Source organism: Pontibacterium granulatum (assembly GCF_029961155.1).
GTDB lineage: Bacteria > Pseudomonadota > Gammaproteobacteria > Pseudomonadales > Balneatricaceae > Pontibacterium > Pontibacterium granulatum.
Genome location: NZ_JASBRH010000006.1, coordinates 97,409 through 116,715, shown reverse-complemented (window position 1 = coordinate 116,715; position 19,307 = coordinate 97,409). Strand labels below are relative to the sequence as shown.

Annotated in this window: 17 protein-coding genes; 9 read left to right on the top strand and 8 right to left on the bottom strand. The window is 57.5% G+C overall.

Annotation, left to right across the window (positions count from 1 at the left end; genetic code table 11):
* Positions 1-5 precede the first annotated feature (5 nt).
* A complete protein-coding gene (gene nhaB / locus QKW35_RS07690; RefSeq protein WP_282352046.1) occupies positions 6-1,514 on the bottom strand; it encodes a sodium/proton antiporter NhaB in 1,509 nt (502 codons plus the stop codon).
* A gap of 258 nt (positions 1,515-1,772) precedes the next feature.
* On the opposite strand from nhaB, the gene nadE reads away from it, so the two are divergent.
* Positions 1,773-2,558: an NAD(+) synthase gene (gene nadE, locus QKW35_RS07685; protein ID WP_282352044.1), complete on the top strand. Its 786-nt coding sequence runs from the start codon at positions 1,773-1,775 to the stop codon at positions 2,556-2,558.
* 34 nt (positions 2,559-2,592) lie between these two features.
* Here nadE and QKW35_RS07680 read toward each other — a convergent pair whose 3' ends face one another.
* Entirely contained in the window at positions 2,593-3,537 is a 945-nt protein-coding gene (locus QKW35_RS07680) for a DMT family transporter (RefSeq protein ID WP_282352042.1), read from the bottom strand.
* Between the two features lie 92 nt (positions 3,538-3,629).
* A complete protein-coding gene (locus tag QKW35_RS07675; RefSeq protein ID WP_282352040.1) occupies positions 3,630-4,559 on the bottom strand; it encodes a LysR substrate-binding domain-containing protein in 930 nt (309 codons plus the stop codon).
* 162 nt (positions 4,560-4,721) lie between these two features.
* Between QKW35_RS07675 and QKW35_RS07670 the strand changes: the two genes are divergently transcribed.
* From QKW35_RS07670 to QKW35_RS07645, 6 genes are all read left to right on the top strand, one after another.
* The gene (locus tag QKW35_RS07670; protein WP_282352038.1) at positions 4,722-5,069 is read left to right on the top strand and encodes a RidA family protein; all 348 of its coding nucleotides are present in this window, start codon (positions 4,722-4,724) and stop codon (positions 5,067-5,069) included.
* A 104-nt stretch (positions 5,070-5,173) separates the two neighbouring features.
* On the top strand, positions 5,174-6,157 hold the full coding sequence (locus QKW35_RS07665; protein ID WP_282352035.1) for a TRAP transporter substrate-binding protein: 984 nt from the start codon (positions 5,174-5,176) through the stop codon (positions 6,155-6,157).
* Positions 6,158-6,302: 145 nt separating this feature from the next.
* Positions 6,303-6,872, top strand: a complete 570-nt coding sequence (locus QKW35_RS07660; RefSeq protein ID WP_282352032.1) for a TRAP transporter small permease — start codon at positions 6,303-6,305, stop codon at positions 6,870-6,872.
* Positions 6,872-8,182, top strand: coding sequence for a TRAP transporter large permease (locus QKW35_RS07655; RefSeq protein WP_282352031.1), 1,311 nt, complete (start codon positions 6,872-6,874; stop codon positions 8,180-8,182). Before QKW35_RS07660 ends, QKW35_RS07655 begins: the two co-directional genes overlap by 1 nt.
* 149 nt (positions 8,183-8,331) lie before the next feature.
* Positions 8,332-9,615, top strand: coding sequence for an NAD(P)/FAD-dependent oxidoreductase (locus tag QKW35_RS07650; protein WP_282352030.1), 1,284 nt, complete (start codon positions 8,332-8,334; stop codon positions 9,613-9,615).
* 177 nt (positions 9,616-9,792) lie between these two features.
* Positions 9,793-11,466 carry a sensor domain-containing diguanylate cyclase gene (locus tag QKW35_RS07645; protein ID WP_282352028.1) on the top strand — a complete coding sequence of 558 codons (1,674 nt, stop codon included), beginning with the start codon at positions 9,793-9,795 and terminating at the stop codon, positions 11,464-11,466.
* A gap of 76 nt (positions 11,467-11,542) precedes the next feature.
* Here QKW35_RS07645 and QKW35_RS07640 read toward each other — a convergent pair whose 3' ends face one another.
* The 5 genes from QKW35_RS07640 to QKW35_RS07620 form a co-directional block, all read right to left on the bottom strand.
* Entirely contained in the window at positions 11,543-12,169 is a 627-nt protein-coding gene (locus tag QKW35_RS07640) for a response regulator transcription factor (RefSeq protein WP_282352027.1), read from the bottom strand.
* A gap of 62 nt (positions 12,170-12,231) precedes the next feature.
* Positions 12,232-13,791: a PAS domain S-box protein gene (locus QKW35_RS07635; protein ID WP_282352026.1), complete on the bottom strand. Its 1,560-nt coding sequence runs from the start codon at positions 13,789-13,791 to the stop codon at positions 12,232-12,234.
* A gap of 123 nt (positions 13,792-13,914) precedes the next feature.
* On the bottom strand, positions 13,915-15,576 hold the full coding sequence (locus QKW35_RS07630) for an acyl-CoA synthetase (protein WP_282352025.1): 1,662 nt from the start codon (positions 15,574-15,576) through the stop codon (positions 13,915-13,917).
* 258 nt (positions 15,577-15,834) lie between these two features.
* Complete coding sequence (locus QKW35_RS07625) at positions 15,835-16,380, bottom strand: hydrolase (protein ID WP_282352023.1); 546 nt, start codon at positions 16,378-16,380, stop codon at positions 15,835-15,837.
* 17 nt (positions 16,381-16,397) lie between these two features.
* Entirely contained in the window at positions 16,398-16,832 is a 435-nt protein-coding gene (locus QKW35_RS07620) for a MaoC family dehydratase (protein ID WP_282352021.1), read from the bottom strand.
* Positions 16,833-17,086: 254 nt separating this feature from the next.
* Here QKW35_RS07620 and QKW35_RS07615 point away from each other — a divergent pair, with 254 nt between their 5' ends.
* Both QKW35_RS07615 and phbB read left to right on the top strand, forming a co-directional pair.
* Entirely contained in the window at positions 17,087-18,466 is a 1,380-nt protein-coding gene (locus QKW35_RS07615; RefSeq protein ID WP_282352019.1) for a malonyl-CoA decarboxylase, read from the top strand.
* A 40-nt stretch (positions 18,467-18,506) separates the two neighbouring features.
* A complete protein-coding gene (gene phbB, locus QKW35_RS07610) occupies positions 18,507-19,250 on the top strand; it encodes an acetoacetyl-CoA reductase (protein ID WP_282352017.1) in 744 nt (247 codons plus the stop codon).
* Positions 19,251-19,307: the final 57 nt, after the last annotated feature.

Sequence of the window (19,307 nt, the reverse complement as noted above, 5' to 3'; positions counted from 1 at the left end):
TCCCCCTACAGAAAAAACATCACCGCAAACAAACCACTGAGGCTGAGGCTCAGGGTGTAGGGCAGCGCCATATACACCATGCGCATGTAGGATAGCCGAATCAACGGGGCAATTGCCGAGGTCAGCAGGAACAGAAACGCCGCCTGACCGTTGGGCGTGGCAACACTCGGCAAGTTGGTGCCGGTGTTGATTGCAACAGCCAAGGTATCAAAGTGCTCCCGACTGATGCGGCCTGCCTGAAAGGCATCGTTCACCTCGGTGATATACACCGTCGCCACAAACACGTTATCACTGATGGCGGATAACAAGCCGTTGGCGATAAAGAACATTGCCGGTTGCTCCGATAGGTCTTTACTCAGTACCCACTCGATGACCGGCGAAAACAGGTGCTGTTCGTGGATCATCGATACGATGGTGAAGAACACCACCAGCAGGGCGGTGAACGGTAAACCCTCCTGAAACGCCCGTCCCAACCGACTTTCATCGGTCACACCGTTTAGGCTCGTCAGTAAGATAATCACGGTCAGGCCGATAATGCCCACCTCAGCCAGGTGCAGTGCCAGCGCAAACACAAGGAAGATCGCCCCGGCAAACTGCACCATCAGGGCAAACATATCACTCTTGGTACGGGTTTCACGCTCCTGTTCATCAAACTTACGCAGGATCGCAAACACCTCGTCCGGGATAGTGGCGCCGTAACCAAACAGGTGGAAACGCTCCACGATCACCACCGTAGCCAGGCCTACCAGCAGCGCGGTTGCCGATACCGGCGCCACATTTACCAGGAAGTCGACGAAGTCCCAGCCCATCTTCTGGCCGATCAGCAGGTTCTGCGGCTCACCCACCAGCGTACTCACACCGCCGAGGGCCGTGCCCACCGCACCGTGCATCAGCAGGGTGCGCAGAAAGGCACGAAACTGATGCAGGTCGTGGCGACGCTCAGCCTGGAAGTACTCGTCGTTATTGTTGTCGTAAGGCTCTTCAGCATGCTTACCCGACGCCACCCGGTGATACACCGAGTAGAAGCCCACCGCCGCACTGATCAGCACCGCGGTCACCGTCAGTGCATCCAGAAACGCCGACAGCATGGCCCCCAGAAAACTGAACAGCAGCGACAGCACCAGCTTTTGCCGCACCTTGATCAGCAGCTTGGTAAACACAAACAGCAGCATGTCTTTCATAAAAAAAATCGCCGCCACCATAAACATCAATAGCAGGATCACCGGCAAGTTGTTGCTCACCTCCTGGTAGATCTGGTCGGGGTGGGTCAGTCCCGCCACTACCGCCTCGATCGCCAACAAGCCACCGGGCTGCAGTGGATAACACTTCAGCGCCATTGCCAGGGTAAAGATGAATTCACCGATCAGCAGCCAGCCGGTCAGGATCGGACCAAACTGCAGTAAGACGACGGGATTCAGCACCAGGAAGAATATGATGGTCAGTTTGTACCATCCGGGGGAATTACCGAGGAAGCGGGTTAATGCCGCATTGGCGTAAGTGTTCGAACGTCTCATACGTTAATCCTTGAAAAACAGCATATCCACTCTGAGATGAGGTTACGCGCTATCTTTAAGCGTAGCAGCCCGTCAGACTCAACGCTGACCCACTGTGGAAGCTTCGAAAGGCGACTCGCTCTGAGTGGGAATCTGTGCCCGATGATTGACTCAACCGGTTTTCACGTTAGTCTGTAATGCACTCCCATCTGTATCGGCTACAAGCCGCGCAGCTGCACCGTTTTAATGCATCTGTGTTATGAAAATAAGGAACCTGCAATGAATACCGACGCCGTCATTGAACATATCACCCAGTGGTTAAAATCCTACATCGACAACTCGCCGTGCCAAGGGTTTGTTGTAGGTGTATCCGGTGGTATCGACTCGGCGGTTTCCTCCACCCTGGCAGCACGCACCGGTTACCCTCTGGTTTGTGTTGAGATGCCAATTCATCAGTGTGAATCTCAGGTTTCCCGCGCCCGCAAGCACATTAATTTCCTTGAAGCGACCTACCCGAACGTGAGCAGCGTTGAGGTGGAGCTGACCGACACATTTGAAACCCTGCGCCAGGCATTGCCGCCCTTGAAAGAGGGCCAGGATGGGCAGATGGCGCTGGTGAATACCCGCGCCCGTGTCCGCATGACCACCCTGTATTATTTTGCGGCATTGCACAATGCGCTGGTTGTAGGGACCGGCAACAAGGTTGAGGACTTTGGCGTGGGCTTCTTCACCAAGTACGGTGACGGCGGTGTCGACCTGAGCCCGATCGCCGATCTGGTGAAAACCGAGGTGTTTACCCTGGGTGCAGCACTGGGTGTTAACGATGCAATCCTGCAGGCGGCGCCAACCGACGGTTTGTGGGGCGATGACCGCACCGATGAAGACCAGATCGGCGCATCTTACCCAGAGCTGGAGTGGGCGATGGAGTTCGCAGGGGATGAGAGCGGCCTGAGCGAGCGTCAGACCGAAGTGCTGGCGATCTACCGCCGTCTCAACAGCGCCAACCAGCACAAGATGGAACCGATCCCGGTGTGCATGATCCCGTCAGAGGTGCGCGGCGCCTAAGCTACGCACCTGTCTCGCGAAGTGACTCCCTGGGTCACTTCGCCACTGCGTTCGAATCTTCCAGGCCCCCTGACGTTTCCGAATGCGAAACCTCCTGGCGGGCACCCAACGCCATCACCATCCCCAGCGTCACGACCACGATCCCGATCCACTGGAACAGACTCACCGGCTGCTGCAACACCAGCCATCCGGCAATCGCCGCACCGCCTGGAGCAAGGGCACTGAACAACGCCGCCTTCTGCGCCCCCAGTGCCGCCCCGGCACGACTCACCGCATAGATCGCCACGCCCGCCACCAGCAACCCCTGGTAAAACGCCTGGAACATCCATTCACCCAGCGAGATGGCAAAAAATTGTGGTGGCCAGAGCCACAACCAGAACAACACAAAGGGCAACGACCCCACGCTGGTAATCGCCACCGCCAGCAAGGACGGTACCTGCCAGCGGGTGGTAAACACACCAAACACCGCCCAGAGCAGGGCACAGGTGAGCAGGAGCAGGTCACCGATCCAGCTGTTGGCACCGCCTTGGGAAAAGGCTCCGGAGCCAAACAGCGCCAGCCCCACCAGCATCAGTGCAACACTGAACACCGCCTGTTTGCTCAGCGCTTGCTGGAAAATCACACGGGATAACAGCATGGCAAACAGCGGTACCAGCCCCAACGCAATCACTCCGGCGTGGGAAACCGGTGCAAACTGCAGGGCGGCGCTGTTGATCAGACCAAAAGGCACACCCACACAGCACACCATCATCAGGCAGCGCCAGAATCCCAGCCGCTGCACAAGACGCCAGCGCTTCAGCAGATAGTGCCAGAGCAGGGCGCCGGCCACCAATGCCCGCAGACCGGTAATATCGGTGGGTGTCAGGCCCGCCTGCAGACCCAGGGTGGTTGCAGTGCTGTGGCCGCTCCAGATCAGCGCGGCCAGCAAGCCATAGAACAATCCCCGCAGCAGATCCTGCGAGTAAAATAGAGTACGCACATTACTTCTCCAGTATGGATTCAGGAGAAGCCACAGAAATTGAGATGTCGGATGTCGAAGAAGAGAAGGCGATAGTAACCGAGCCGACCGGCTCAGACTACCCCCACCTCGTCCGGCTCAATCGGGGTGAGTGGAAAATTGTAGGCGGCATAGGCCTCAAAACTGTCGATAAACTCCTGCGCCAAGCCGGATACCGGGCGGTTTACCGGGGTGATAAAACCAAAATAGAGCGGCACTGACGGTTCAAACGGGCGCACAATCAGGTTGTCATCGGCAAAGGTATGAGCAGTGAACGCATCCACGATCGATACGCCCAACCCCTCTTTCACCATCGAGGCCGCCGTGGAGAGCAGCAGGGTTTCCATACGCTCATCGGGGCGGGCCAAATTTTCCCGCAGAGCGGAATCGATTAGAAAACGTGTCACCGTATTCTGCTGGCCAATCGCCACAAACGGTTCGCGGTGCAGGTCGGACGCATGCACCTTTTCCTGGTCAGCAAAACGGTGACCTTTGGGTGCAATGCAGACACAGTCGATCTTGTAGCAGGGTCCATACGCAATCTCTTTGCTTTCCACTGGCAACATCACAACCCCCAGATCAAACTGCTGCGCGCCGACACGGTTCGCCAGTTCAACCGACAGGTGCGGCGCGAACACGGCGGACACATCCCCATGGCTGCGCAGAAAGCGACTGACAATTGTAGGCATCACGCTGAACGCCAGTGCCGGCATCGCCCCGATGCGCAAACGCCCGCTGCGCATCATGCGAATCTGGTCCGCCGCCTGGGAAAGGTTATCCATGCCGATAAAGTGCCGCTCCACCTCCCGGTAGAAGGCATGCGCCGCCTGGGTCGGATAGAGACGGCTGTTACGGCGGTCAAACAAAGTGAATCCCAGCGACTCCTCCAGATCCTTGATCAGGCGTGACACCGCCGGCTGCGATACATAGAGCATGCGCGACGCATCACTCATCGAGCCCGCCAACATCACCGCTCGGAACGCTGCTAACTGTTTGGAATTCATAATATTTCACCCTACCCATAACATTACTGCATAGATTATTGAAATAATTGTATTGGAACTTATAACCCAGAGCCAATAATAATATTTCTCGTCGAGAAGCACAGAAATTGATGCGCAGGGACCGGTCCGGGTTCCGCGCGAACTGGATGGAGAGAACACTCAATGTCTATCGAACGTCATGACAGTGGCCAGCGTATGAGCCGCGCCGTGATCCATAACAACGTGGCTTACCTCTGTGGTCAGGTTCCAGCCGATGAAAACGTAGGTATTCGCGAACAGACAGCGTCTACGCTGAACAAGATCGAGAACCTGCTGGCCGAGATCGGCAGCGACAAGAGCAAGCTGCTCTCCGTTACCGTCTATGTCCGCGACATGAAAGATTTCGCAGAGATGAACGAAGTGTGGGACGCCTGGGTTGAAGAGGGTCAGGCCCCTGCACGTGCGTGTGTGGAAGCGCGTATGGCACGTCCATCCCTGCTGGTGGAGATGTCCTGCATCGCTGCCATCTGACATCCCGTTGTCGATGTCTTTAGGGCTACTTGAATCGCTTATGGCTACTTGAATAACCCTACACCCGGTAGAACAATAAATAGATCAAACAGGTGAAACGAAACATGGCTATGAAACTGAATAAACTGATCAAGCACATCGCCGCGGCAACGCTGGCCGTATCCAGCACCTTTGCAATGGCGGGCGAGAAGTGGGATATGCCGATGGCATACACCGACTCCAACTTCCACACCCAGAACGCTAAAGCGTTTGCGGAAGCGGTGAAGATCGCCACCGGCGGCGAACTGGAGATCAAGGTCCACGGCGGTGGCTCCCTGTTCAAGGGTAACGAGATCAAGCGTGCGGTACAGACCGGTCAGGCTCAGATCGGTGAACGTATCCTGTCGGCTCACGCCAACGAAGATGCGCTGTTCGCCTTCGACTCCGTACCTTTCCTGGCGACCTCTTTCGAAGAGTCCGACGCGCTGATGAAAGCCGCCCGTCCGGAGCTGGAAAAGCTGCTGGATAAGCACAACCTGGTGCTGCTGTACTCCGTGCCATGGCCTCCGGGTGGTTTCTACGCGAAGAAAGAACTGAACGGCACTGCTGATCTGCAGGGTGTGAAATTCCGCTCCTACAACAGCGCCACTGCACGTATGGCCGAGCTGGCCGGTGCGGTACCGGTACAGGTTGAAGCCGCCGAGCTGAGCCAGGCGCTGGCAACTGGTGTGGCTGAGTCCTTCATCTCCTCCGGTGCGACCGGTTACGACCGCAAGGTGTGGGAGCACCTGACCCACTGGTACGACGTAAAAGTATGGCTGCCACGCAACTACGTGTTCGTAAACAAGCAGGCTTGGAACAGCCTGGATGAGAACACCCAGAACATCGTGAAGGGTCTGGCACTGATGGCGGAAAAAGCCGGTGCGGCACGCTCCGAGCAGCTGGCTGGCTGGTACATCGAGCAGCTGCAGAAAAACGGTATGACCGCTCAACCAGCAGGCGAGAAACTGGCAGCGGACTTCAAACAGATCGGCGACACTATGACGGCCGAGTGGCTGAAACACGCCGGTGACAGTGGTCAGGCGATTCTGGACGCGTACAACAAGTAACATCTCACCGTTATCCGAACTCTTGATCGGATAACGGATACCTCCCTTGCACGGCGACCCGCTGCTTCGGGTGAGCCGTGCCTTTTCCTGTGCTGACAGGGACGCAGCGCGCGAGCACGACTAATATAAATAGAACGAAATCACCATGACTACCGAAACCATGACCCGGGAAAATACCCGTACAGCAGGCACATCATTGCTGCGCAAAGGTCTGGATACCCTGTATCTGGCTTCCGGTGCGGTAGCAGCGCTGTTCCTGCTCGCCATCTTGGGCATCATTGTCGCCCAGATGGTCTGCCGCTGGACTGGCATTCAGTTCCCCGGCTCGACCGATTACGCCGGATACTGTATGGCCGCTTCCTCCTTCTTTGCGCTGGCTTACACCCTTAACCGCAACGCCCACATCCGTGTCAGCCTAATCCTGAACATAGCCAAGGGCAAAGTACGCCGGGCATTGGATATCTGGTGCCTGAGCATCGCCACTCTGCTGGCCGGTTACCTGGCGTATTACTCCATCCGTAACGTGCAGCTCTCCCATATGATTCACGATATATCCCAGGGCCAGGACGCGACCCCACTGTGGATTCCACAGATGGCCATCGCTATCGGTTCGGTGATCTTCACCATCGCCCTGCTGGACCACCTGGTGCGTACCCTGATGGGTCACGACGACACCTTTGCCGAAGAGCATCACGTTGAAGGGGAGGAGTTCTGATGGATGAGCTGACACTCACGGGGATTTTCCTGTTTACACTGTTTTTCCTGCTCGGCAGCGGCGTCTGGATCGGACTGGCACTGCTGGGTGTTGCGTTCGTGGGTATGGAGCTGTTCACCAGCCGTCCGACCGGCGACGCGATGTTTACTGCGATCTGGTCCGGCTCGGCGAGCTGGACACTGACCGCACTGCCTCTGTTTATCTGGATGGGTGAGATTCTGTTCCGTACCCGTCTGTCGGAAGATATGTTTAAGGGGCTGTCCCCCTGGATGGCGGGTTTGCCGGGCCAGCTGCTGCACACCAACGTGGTGGGCTGTACTGTATTTGCCGCCGTATCCGGTTCCTCCGCGGCAACCCTGACCACCGTGGGTAAGATGTCTATTCCGGAGCTGCGCCGCCGTGGTTACCCAGACTACATGACTCTGGGCACCCTGGTAGGGGCATCCACCCTGGGCCTGATGATTCCGCCGTCCCTGACCCTGATCGTCTACGGTGTGACCATCAACGAGTCGATCTCCAAGCTGTTCATGGCGGGAGTCTTCCCTGGCCTGGTGCTGGCCGGTCTGTTTATGGGATACATCGCGGTCTGGTCCTTTGTGCGCCGCCACGAAGTGCCCCCCCCAGAGGCCCGCATGACTTTCACCGAGAAGCTGTACAACTCGCGCTTCCTGATCCCGGTGATCCTGCTGATCGGTCTGGTCATCGGCACCATCTACACCGGTGTAGCAACAGCGACTGAATCCGCAGCCTTTGGTGTGATCGGCGCATTGACGCTGGCGGCGCTGCAGGGCTCACTGACCAAGGACACCTTTATCGAGAGTCTGATGGGCGCCACCCGCACCTCCTGCATGATCGCGCTGATCCTGGCAGGCGCGGCCTTCCTGGCGCTGGCGATGGGCTTCACCGGTCTGCCGGCGACTGTGGCTGAGTACATTGGCTCGCTGGAACTGTCACCGCTGACGCTGATTTTCGCCCTGATGTGTTTCTACATTGTGGTGGGCATGTTCCTCGACGGCATCTCCTCGGTGGTGCTGACCATGGCAGTGGTTGAACCGATGATCCGCCAGGCGGGTATCGACCTGTTGTGGTTCGGTATCTTCATCGTGGTGGTGGTCGAGATGGCACAGATCACACCGCCAATCGGCTTCAACCTGTTCGTCATGCAGGGTATGACCAAGAAACCGATTGGTTACATCGCCAAAACCGCCTTCCCGATGTTCCTGTTGATGGTTGTCATGGTGGGCATCCTGGTCATGTTCCCGGAACTGGCCACCTACCTACCGGAAAACATGAAGCAAACACCGGGCTGATCGCCTGACTCTTCCGGGGTGGCCTCCACCCCGGCGTTCTTTTCTCTCGAAGCATTGTAACCACCAATTATGTCGTCTGCGGATGGCAGGGCAGAGCTTTGCCCGAATACCGCCAAAACTGCCGCAAACGACCGGAGAACATGCCAATTATGGCTACGCTAGACCATTCTCAGCCAAACACGTGTACCGAAGCGGGCACACCCGATGTGACTGTGATCGGCGCCGGTATTATCGGTATCTCCTGTGCCGTACAGCTGCAGGCAAAGGGCCTGAAGGTAGCGGTAATCGACAAGCTGCCACCGGCAGACGCAACTTCGCACGGAAATGCGGGCATCTTCGCAGAATGTGGCTGCATCCCAGTGGCAACGCCCGGCTTTATCTGGACGCTGCCACAGCTGCTGCTGGACCCGCATGGCCCCCTGTCGTTGCCGTTGGGCTACCTGCCCAAGCTCTCCGGCTGGGGAACCTCCTTTGCCCTGAACACCCGTATGCAGCGTTTCCAACATATCAGCCGGTCGCTGGCAGCACTGCTGAAGGATGCCACCCGCCTGCACCTGGAGCAGGCCACCATGACCGGCGCCGAAGCCTACGCCAAGGCCGCGCCATACTACTACCTGTATAAGGATCGTGCGGCGTTTGAGGCGGACAAACTGGCGTGGGACACCCGCAGCAAGTTCGGCAACACCTACGACCTGTTGGAAGGGGACGAGGTGCATAGCCGCGAAGAGGCGGTGTCAGCGGAGTTCAACTTTGCGGTGTCACTGCACAACCACGGTTTCTCGCCGAATCCGGGCATGCTGGTAAAAACCATGGCCAAGCACTTTGTAGAGCAGGGCGGTGAACTGATTACCGGTGAAGTTCGGGAACTGCGCCGCGCCAACGGCCAGGTGAATAGCATCGTGACTGACCGCGGTATCTACCCCGTCAACCGCCTGGTGATCGCCGGCGGCGCCTGGTCTGCCAAACTGGCCGAGCAGCTGGGTCACAGGGTGCCGCTGGAATCTGAACGGGGTTACCACGTTCAGATCCAGAATCCGGGTATCGAACTGCATGCGCCGATCATGTTCTCGGCGGGCAAACTGGTCGCCACACCGATGGAAGGCGGTATCCGCTTTGCCGGTCTGGTGGAGTTTGGAGGCCTGAAAGCCGACCCGAACTACGACTTCTGTGACCGCCTGTTGCACCATGCAAAGACCCTGTTCCCTGAGATCAACACCGCGGATCACGTGAAGTGGATGGGACACCGTCCGTCCATTACCGACAGCCTGCCGGTGATCGGCGAATGTCCGAACTACGACAACGTGCTGTACGCCTTTGGCCATCAACATATGGGGCTTGTACTGGGTCCCCGTACCGGCCGTATTATCACCGAGCTGGTGACCACCGGGTCCAGCGAGATCAACCTGGATCCGTACCGGATCGACCGTTTCTAAGAACGGGCAGGCTGCGACAAATCCCTCACAGCCTGCACCTATACTCCTTCGCGTTCGCTTCTTTTTCCTACACCAGTCAATACCCGGTGCGGTTTTCGTAATTCATCGGCTGGTTCTGTAGCCATCATTCACCCAAGACTATTAAAATGTATAGATCTTCATGGGTTGCTGTCTGCTATGTTCACGCAAGAACCATCCAAACGTTCAACGTTCCTGGCCATCTCACTGGTCATCCTGCTGGCTGACAGTCTCTTTGTACTGGTCAACTACTGGCAGGACCGTGAAAACCTTCAAGCCAGCCTCCTCCAGGAGGGCAAGCGCCTCCAGACAGCCTTTAACATAGCCTTGGACATGACCTATACCAACATGTCCCAGCTGGCGACCTTTGTCGCAACCGATCCCAATGTCCGCGATCTGTTTGCGCGCTCGGTAGAAGCCGTCGCGGAAGAGGGAGGCGGAGCTGGTGGTCCGCAGGCCGCCGCTTTGCGCCAGCGTCTCTATAATGCGGTAGCGCCCAGCTGGCGTAAGATGACGGAGCAATACTCCGTACGTCAGCTGCATTTTCACCTGGGCCCGGGGTCCACCAGCTTCCTGCGCGTACATAAACCGGAAAAATACGGCGACAACATGGACCAGTTGCGCCACATGGTGGTGGATGTGAACCAGCAGCAGGTTCCCAAAACAGGCTTGGAACTGGGTCGGGTTTACTCTGGCTTGCGCGGGATTGTACCGGTATACGACAACAGCACCCCACCGCAACATATAGGTGCGCTGGAGGCCGGTACCTCCTACAGAGACATCATTCAGTTGCTGAGCAAAACCATCGATGCGGACGTGGCGGTACTGTTCAGAGAGGACCGGGTCGAAGCCGCCACCTGGCAACGCCCCGATGAGATCCTGCGGTCAAACTGCGGCTGTTTTGTCGAAGCGACCTCCAGCATGACACTGGTTGATATTCTCGCCCGGCTGCAGCTTTCCGACTACCGCACCGGACCCGAAGCATTTTCGGTCCACAGTGAACTGATTAACACCGGTAATCACACCTTTGCACTGACACACTTCGGTATACAGGATTACATAGGCACCCGTGACACCGCCGTTGTCCCGGTGGGTCGCGTATTGATCTGGCATGACGCAGCCCCTCTGGTGGCAACCCTAAACCACAACACTCAAGCCAATATTATTCTCGCCATTGCGGGATTCATTCTGGTGGAGTTACTGCTCTACTTCGGCATTAACCTGACCCATCGCCGCTTGCGTCAACAGATTCGCAAACGCACCACCGAGATTCGAGCGTTAAACGAGCAACTGACGCTTCAGGCAAACAGCGACGTACTCACCGGTCTTGCCAACCGCCGTGCCATGATGGACAAACTGGATCAGGAATTTGCGCACGCAGCACGCGAGCAACGCCCCCTGTGCGTATTGATGATCGACCTCGATCACTTCAAGCAGATCAACGACACCTTCGGCCACGCCACCGGCGATAAAGTCTTGGCAGCCACCGGGCGGTATCTGCAAAACAGCTGCCGTAACTACGACCTGGCCGCTCGTTATGGCGGGGAAGAGTTCTGCATTATATTGCCTGATACCACACAGCAGGGAGCCCGAACGGTGGCAGACAAGATTCTTCAGGAACTCCCCAAAGCAGCCGGATTCACCACCCCCGACGGTGACAACCGCGCTGTCACCTGCAGTATCGGCATATGCGAAAATCGATACAGCAAAAATTCGCAACGCTTGCTGAGCCTGGCTGACGCTGCCTTATATGCGGCCAAACAGCAGGGTCGCAACCGGGCGGTTGTCTATGAGAAAAAAGCGGAAGCCGCACACAGGGTCCAGCCAAGCTAACCCAGGACCGGACCGGTGCGAGCGATGAGGCCTTTACGGTGTTTATCCCCTCCCCGGGACACTGGCACGCAAGCTTCTATTCCGGGGACACCAGCCCAACCACCACCGCCATCTGGATCAGCTCTGCCAGGGACTCCGCCGCCATTTTGTTCATCATGTTGGCGCGGTGGCCCTCGATGGTTTTGCGGTTGATCGCCAGGTCATCGGCCATCTCCTGGTTGGACATCCCTTGTACCACCCGCTCAAACACCTGCTTTTCCCGTTTGGTCAGGTTGTCGTAACGGGCCTGGAAACTGTGTTTGCGGTTCAGCCGCGCGCGCTGGGCCAGGTCGTCGGTCAGCGCACGCTGTACCTGGTCGATCAGAGTCTGGTCGTTGAACGGTTTTTCGATAAAGGTCTGCGCGCCCTGAGTCATGGCGGTCACCGCCATATCCACATTACCGTGGGCAGAGATCATGATCAGCGGAATATCGATCTGGTATTCGGGCAGTTTTTTCTGGGCGCTGATACCACTCAGGCCCGGCATACGCACATCCATCAGGATGCAGCCGCCCTGACCGGCACGATAGCCATCGAGAAACGCCTGCGCAGAGTCGAAGCTCTCCACGTTCAGATCCACCGATTCCAGCAACCACTGCAGGGAATCACGCACATCTTCATCGTCATCCACCACATATACAATCTGATCCGGGTTACTACTCATCGGAATCCTCTATCTGCCTGACTGCGATTTTTTTAAGCAATTCCGCGCATTTTACCGCAGGTTCAGACCTTTTCCAGACTGAAACTGAATACCGCGCCACCCTCGGCAGCGTTTTCAGCCCACAGGTGGCCGCCATGGGCTTCTACCAGGGAGCGGCTGATCGCCAATCCCATACCCAGTCCGTCCTGCTTGGTGGTAAAGAACTGCTCAAAGAGCAGCTCCGGTTCAGCCTGCGGCAAACCGCTACCCTGATCGGACACGCGGATCACGACCTGGCCGGTTTCGACATCAGATGCTTCCACCCACACCTGCTTGGGTTCGCATTCTTCATCGCCTTCTTCATCGCTATGGCAGGCCTCAATGCCGTTGAGCAACAGGTTCAGCAGGATCTGCTCCAGCTGGATACGATCAGCCAGCACCTTCATCTGCGTATCTGCAATCCGGTTCCCCAACTGCACGTTACTGCGACCGGCACTACTGGCACAAAACTGCAGTACCTCATCCACCAATGCCGCCAGCGGAATTGCTTCGCGTTGTGGTTGCCCCTTGCGGGCAAAGTCCATCATGCGGCGGATTATCTCACCGGCTCGCAGAGCGGTGGCGCTGATCCGCTGCAGCGGTTTTCTCAGTTGGGCAGACGCAACCGTCTCACTGCGTTCCACCCGACGCTCGATGCCACTGACGTAGTTCACAATGGCGGTCAGCGGCTGGTTGAGTTCGTGGGCCAGACCCGAGGCCATCTCCCCCATGGTCATCAGGCGACTGGCACGACTCACTTCCGCCTGGTACTGCTGGCGCTCCGCCTCCATCGCTTTCTGAGCACTCAGATCACGCGCCTGCAGGGAGAAATATTCGATCCGTCCATCAAAAGCCTTATGGGCCAGCAGCTCCAGCATCACGGGGATAACTTCACCGGTTTGTGCACACATCTCCACTTCGCCGCGCCACTGTCCTTCCTGCTGGGCTGTGGGTAACGCGTCATCCTGCAATTGTTGATAACTTGGCGCCATCAATAGGTCACTGAGGATAAGTGGTGCCTCCGGGTTATCCACAGCCAGCCGTTCGCGTGCGGCTTCGTTGAGGTCGCTGATGCGGTTATCCAGATCGACAAACGCCACCAGATCACTGCTGCTCTCCAGCACCCGTGCCAGGCGGCGATTGGTCTGTTCCGCCTCAATTCGCCGGCTGGCATCGCGCGACACCACCAATATCTCTTCCAGTGCACCGCTATCCGGGTTACGGATCGAACGGCTGGTACTTTCCAGCCAGGTGTAGTGACCATCCTTGCAGCGGAAGCGGTAGGTGTGGGTATAGAGTCCACGCTCGTAACTGACGCTCGGCGAGCGGCGCTTGAAGTCTTCCACATCGTCCGGGTGGTAAAGCTCGTAGGCGGACATGCCGATGATTTCATCCACCGTGTAACCCAGCAGGTTTCCCACAGCCGGGGAGGCGTAGATAAACCGCCAGTCACCCGGCGTGTGGCGGGAGATCATATCGGTGGATTGCTCGGCCATCTCCGCCAGCAAGCGGTTACGTTCGGCGTCGTCGGTAAGTGCGGAAAGCCCCTCTTGCGGGCTGGACCTCTCCATGGGCGGGTACTCGCTCGGGTAACTCAAGAACATCTGATCGGACCTCCGATGGTACCAGAAAAGGACGGCCGGGCGGGCCGGAAAAAGAAAGAGCCGAGGGCCAGCAGCCTGTCAGGCTGCTTAATTCGCCACACCGGCTCAGGGAGGGACTCGGTTTTAGTGGTCCTGTTCAAGCATGTCCGAAGGCAGGTCTTTGAGCATTGCCCGCAGGGCAAACTTCTGAACCTTGCCGGTGGAGGTTTTCGGCAACGGCGCGAACACCACCTGTTTCGGACACTTGAAATGGGCCATGTTGTCGCGAGTAAAGTCGATGATCTCCTCGGCGCTCACCTCCGCTCCCTCTTTCAGGGTGATAAAGGCGCAGGGCACTTCACCCCAGTGTTCGTGGGACTTGGCGACCACTGCCGCTTCCAGCACCGCCGGATGGCGGTAAAGGGTGTCCTCCACCTCGATGGTGGAGATGTTCTCGCCGCCGGAGATGATCACGTCCTTGGAGCGGTCCTTCACCTCAATGTAGCCGTCCGCATGCCATACTGCCAGATCGCCGGTATGGAACCAGCCTCCGGCAAAGGCTTCTTCCGTGGCCGTTGGGTTCTTCAGGTAGCCCTTCATGACGTTGTTGCCGCGCATGAACACTTCGCCCATGCTCGAACTGTCACGGGGTACCGGTTCGAGCGAAACCGGATCAGCCACCATCAACTCTTCCAGTGCCGGGGCACGCACGCCCTGACGAGCCATCTTCGCTGCTTTCTGCTCCAGCACCAACGCGTCCCACTCATCCTGATGGGCGCAGAACACACTTGGGCCGTACGATTCAGTCAGACCGTAGGCGTGTACAACCTGGATGCCAATCGCTTCCATGCCTTCGATGATCGCGGCCGGTGGCGCCGCACCACCGGTCGTGACGGTCACCGTATGGTCCACCAGCGCCTTGGATTCTTCCGGTGCGTTGAGCAGCATATTCAGTACCACCGGCGCACCGCAGAAGTGGGTCACACCACAGGCCTGGATCAGTTCGAACACAGTCTCCGGCTGCAGATGACGCAGGCATACGTGAGTACCGGCCACGGCGGTCACCGACCAGGGATAACACCAACCGTTGCAGTGGAACATCGGCAGGGTCCATAAATAGACTGCGTGGGGCGGCAGGTTCTGGCCGATGATGTTGCTGATCGCATTCAGGTGCGCGCCGCGGTGGTGATACACCACACCCTTGGGATTACCGGTGGTACCGGAGGTGTAGTTGAGGGTGATCGGCTGCCACTCGTCGGCAGGCGGTTGCCAGACAAAATCGGGATCCCCGTCGGCCAGCAACTGCTCGTAGGTGAGGGTACCGATGAGGTCGCCGCCTGCAAACTGCGGGTCGTCTACATCCACCACCAGTGGTTCTACGCTGGCCATGCGCAGCGCACGGTGCATCACATCGGAGAATTCCCGGTCGGTGATCACCACCCGGGCTTCACCGTGGTCGAGCATAAAGGCGATGGTTTCAGCATCGAGGCGGGTATTCTGAGTATTGAGCACCGCACCGGTCATCGGCACGGCAAAATGCAGCTCCAGCATCTCAGGGATGTTGGGCAGCATCACGGCAACGGTATCACCTTCACCGATGCCGTGTTGCTGAAGGGCCGAGGCCAGTTGGCAACAACGTTGGTAGGTTTCGCTCCAGCTGCGACGCAGATCACCGTGAATAACGGCAGTGTGGTGCGGGTACACGCTCGCGGCGCGTTCGATAAATGACAGCGGGGTCAGGGCAGCGTAGTTGGCTGCATTCTTATCCAGGCCCAGGCTGTACGGATTGTTATTCTTATTTTCCATACGTCTACCTATGGTTCTGATCTTAAAGAGGAAATTGGGACTAGCCCAGATGCCTTAACAACAGAACTACAGGCATCCGGGCCTGGCGCAAGGAGGCTGTTGGTCTTGACCGATCGTCACGAGGGAACGGCGATTTGAGGCAGATTTTTCGGTCTTTCGAGGCGAATAGCCCGCTATTTAACGAGAAAGAGCGTGAAAATATGACCAAATTCGACGTTTCCGTAGTAGATCAGTGTTAAGTCCAACAGGCTCCTCCACTCAGCGCAGGAACTTCATGCTGAAGTCCTTGAACTGTGGGGCGTCAGAGCGGCCGATCCACTCAAAACCCACCATCTCGCGGGTCACCATCTTCACGCCTTCTTCACGCATACGTTCGATCGCCGCGGCGGTATCGATAGGATTGCGGGCGGAGATCGCATCGCTCACGACATACACCTGCTTACCCTGCTCCAGCAGGCGCAGGGCGGTCTGCATGACACAGACGTGGGCTTCCATACCGCAGATCACAATCTGTTCGCGGTCCAACGCATCGATACGGGCGCTGCACTCCGGAGCATCAGCGCAGGAGAATTGGGTTTTACCGACAAAATCGTCTTCGCTCAGCATGTCGCGCAGGGTCGATACGGTCGGGCCCACACCCTGTGGGTACTGTTCGGAACCCAGGACCGGGATCTCCATCAGCTGGGCCACACCCATCAGCCACTGACAGCTCGCCACCAGCTTTTCGTTCTCGAACACACCCGGCAGTAGTTTTTCCTGCACGTCGATGACCAGCAGGGCGGACTTGTTTGCTTCGATCAACATTGTTTCTCTCCAGCTGCTTATTCAGTCGGGCGGCGGTCAACCATGTTGGTTGCCACACCTTCAGCGACAACCTTGTCACCTACCTTACAGATCGTTTCCAGCTTCACGCGGCGGCGTTTTTCGTCGATCTCCAGCACCTTGGCGGAGGCCACCACGGTATCACCGATATGTACCGGCGCCTTGAACTTCAACTGCTGATCGATGTAGATCGCTCCCGGTCCTGGCATGCGGGTACCCAGTACGGCTGAGATCAGGCCGGCGCTAAACATGCCGTGCACAATACGCTGCTCGAACATGGTCTGCGCTGCGTATTCGGCGTTGATATGCACCGGGTTGTCGTCACCCGTGATACCGGCAAACAGCACCACGTCCGCTTCGGTAATGGTTTTTGCATAGCTGGCGGTCTGACCGATCTCCAGATCTTCCAGGTAGTATCCGTGCAATTCCTGCATCAGGGTGTCCTCTCAAAAGTCTCGATGATTTCATCCCCTGTATCCGGGGCTTTTATAAAGTCTGTTTAAGGTCGCCATAGGCTCCTGGAGCCGTTACGCTGACGACAAAGTAACCACACCTTAGACGTTCCAAAAACAAAAACCAAGTACATACCCTTGGTTTTTTAATTTTTATTTGCTAGCTTTCCCTGACACACGTACTGCTCACCAAACTGCCAGTTGGATAGATGTCAGGTGTACCTTAGGAGATAACCATGCCCAGCCAGATCACAGCCAGTTTTCTTGATCGCACCGTGAGCCACCTGAAAAAGGTGTGGCATGACCTTTCCGTTGATCGGTTCAAAGAGACTCTCGAGCTATCTCCGGACCTGGATGACAAAGACTTGGCGCTGCTGCAGCAGTGGATGGACAGCTGCCTGAGCAATACCGGGGGTGAGGTCGCTGCCCGCCGCCGTGCCGCGCAGTTGGGGGAGAACTACCTGGCGCTTAGTCCAATCGGCCGTCGCAAATTCCTGCAACTGCTGTGCGATAGCTACGATGTGGACGATGGTGCGGTGGAAACAGCCATCGACCAGTGGCGCGAGGCGGGTCCGGAGAACCGCGCCGCCGCACGCCTTAAGTTGCGGGATACCCTTGATCCGCCGCGCATGAAACTGCTCACCCAGTTCACCGAACTGCCGGAGGGGATGAAGTTTCTGGTGGATATGCGTGCCGAACTGCTCAGCCTGAAAAAAGAGGTGCCGGAACTGGCCCCCCTGGAAGCTGACCTAAAACGCCAACTGGTGAACTGGTTCGATATCGGTCTGCTGCAACTGGAGCAGATCAGCTGGCAATCCAGCGCCCAACTGCTGGAAAAGTTGATCGCCTATGAGGCGGTCCACGCCATCCAGAGCTGGGACGACCTGAAAAACCGCCTGGAGTCCGATCGCCGCTGTTTTGCGTTTTTTCACCCCAACATGCCGGACGAACCGCTGATTTTTGTCGAAGTAGCCCTGGTAAAAGGCCTCGCCGACAGTGTCCAGAAACTGCTGGATGAAGACGCGCCAATCCTGGATCTCAACGAGGCCGATACCGCGATCTTCTACTCCATTTCCAACGCTCAGCGTGGTCTGGCCGGCATCAGCTTCGGGAACTTCCTGATCAAGCGGGTGGTGGCGGAGTTGCAGCACGACTTCCACGACCTGAAGCAGTTCTCCACCCTGTCGCCAATCCCGGGCTTCATACGTTGGCTCAACAAGCAGGAAGACAACACCCTACAGCAGCTACCGGGTGGTAAGGCCTGGGTACAGCTGCCTCAGCCACGCCTGCCGGATGACTGGTATCTGGACGGGACACTGGCCGAGCAACGCCGTGAGCCGTTGTTGCAGCTCTGTGCCCACTATCTGACCCAGGAGAAACGTCCGGGCCGTATCACCCCGCTGGATAATGTGACCCACTTCCACCTCAGCAACGGGGCGGAAGTGGCCCAGCTCAACTGGCTGGCGGACAGTTCCGCCAACGGAATCAAGCAGTCGGCAGGCATGATGGTGAACTATCTCTACGACCTGCCGCATATCGAAAGCCGCAGTCAGGATTACAGCGCACAGGGCAGCATCGCCCAGTCCGCCAAGATCAGGGCTTTGTGTAAAACCTAGTAACTGAATCAATCGGAAAAATAACAATAAGGAGAAGAGGATGACGCAACGTGTTGCCGTCGTGACCGGTGCCCAGGGAGGCCTGGGTGAAAGTATGTGTAAGGCCCTGTGTGATCAGAATCGCCGGGTGGTGGGCAGCTACCTGCCATCGCAGGACGCTGAAGCCCTGGCATGGCAGGCGGAGATGAAAGAGGCCGGTTACGAGATCGCCATCTACCCGCTGGATGTCACCGACTACGACCACTGCTGCAGCTTTATCGCCAAGGTGGAGGAAGAGGTGGGCGCCATCGATATCCTGGTGAACAACGCCGGTATCACCCGTGACGGACCACTCAAGCGTCTGCAGCCGGAGCAGTGGCAGGCGGTGCTGCGCACCAACCTCGACTCCATGTACAACATGTGCCAGCCGGTATTTGAGGCGATGTGTAACCGCGGCTTCGGCCGTATCGTCAACATCTCGTCCCTTAACGGCGAGAAGGGCCAGTTTGGCCAGGCCAACTACTCCGCCGCCAAAGCCGGTATCTACGGTTTCACCAAGGCGATCGCCCAGGAGGGTGCGCGTAAGGGCGTGACTGTAAATGCAGTGTCCCCGGGTTACATCGACACACCAATGGTCCGCCAGGTCCCGGAGAAAGTGCTGGATGCCATTGTGGAGGGTATTCCGGTGGGTCGTCTGGGGCAGCCGGAAGAGATCGCCCGTGCGGTGACCTTCCTGACCGCGGAAGACGCAGGGTTTATTACCGGTACCAACCTGTCGGTCAACGGCGGCCAGTACATGAGCTGAACGCTCCGCAAATAGTATCGACAGGCATATACCTTCGTAGCCCGACGGGCGTCCTAT

Coding starts and splice junctions, on each gene's coding strand:
- nhaB (WP_282352046.1), bottom strand. CDS start 1,514: ATGAGACGTTCGAACACTTACGCCAATGCGGCATTAACCCGCTTCCTC.
- nadE (WP_282352044.1), top strand. CDS start 1,773: ATGAATACCGACGCCGTCATTGAACATATCACCCAGTGGTTAAAATCC.
- QKW35_RS07675 (WP_282352040.1), bottom strand. CDS start 4,559: ATGAATTCCAAACAGTTAGCAGCGTTCCGAGCGGTGATGTTGGCGGGC.
- QKW35_RS07670 (WP_282352038.1), top strand. CDS start 4,722: ATGTCTATCGAACGTCATGACAGTGGCCAGCGTATGAGCCGCGCCGTG.
- QKW35_RS07665 (WP_282352035.1), top strand. CDS start 5,174: ATGGCTATGAAACTGAATAAACTGATCAAGCACATCGCCGCGGCAACG.
- QKW35_RS07660 (WP_282352032.1), top strand. CDS start 6,303: ATGACTACCGAAACCATGACCCGGGAAAATACCCGTACAGCAGGCACA.
- QKW35_RS07655 (WP_282352031.1), top strand. CDS start 6,872: ATGGATGAGCTGACACTCACGGGGATTTTCCTGTTTACACTGTTTTTC.
- QKW35_RS07650 (WP_282352030.1), top strand. CDS start 8,332: ATGGCTACGCTAGACCATTCTCAGCCAAACACGTGTACCGAAGCGGGC.
- QKW35_RS07645 (WP_282352028.1), top strand. CDS start 9,793: ATGTTCACGCAAGAACCATCCAAACGTTCAACGTTCCTGGCCATCTCA.
- QKW35_RS07640 (WP_282352027.1), bottom strand. CDS start 12,169: ATGAGTAGTAACCCGGATCAGATTGTATATGTGGTGGATGACGATGAA.
- QKW35_RS07635 (WP_282352026.1), bottom strand. CDS start 13,791: ATGTTCTTGAGTTACCCGAGCGAGTACCCGCCCATGGAGAGGTCCAGC.
- QKW35_RS07630 (WP_282352025.1), bottom strand. CDS start 15,576: ATGGAAAATAAGAATAACAATCCGTACAGCCTGGGCCTGGATAAGAAT.
- QKW35_RS07625 (WP_282352023.1), bottom strand. CDS start 16,380: ATGTTGATCGAAGCAAACAAGTCCGCCCTGCTGGTCATCGACGTGCAG.
- QKW35_RS07620 (WP_282352021.1), bottom strand. CDS start 16,832: ATGCAGGAATTGCACGGATACTACCTGGAAGATCTGGAGATCGGTCAG.
- QKW35_RS07615 (WP_282352019.1), top strand. CDS start 17,087: ATGCCCAGCCAGATCACAGCCAGTTTTCTTGATCGCACCGTGAGCCAC.
- phbB (WP_282352017.1), top strand. CDS start 18,507: ATGACGCAACGTGTTGCCGTCGTGACCGGTGCCCAGGGAGGCCTGGGT.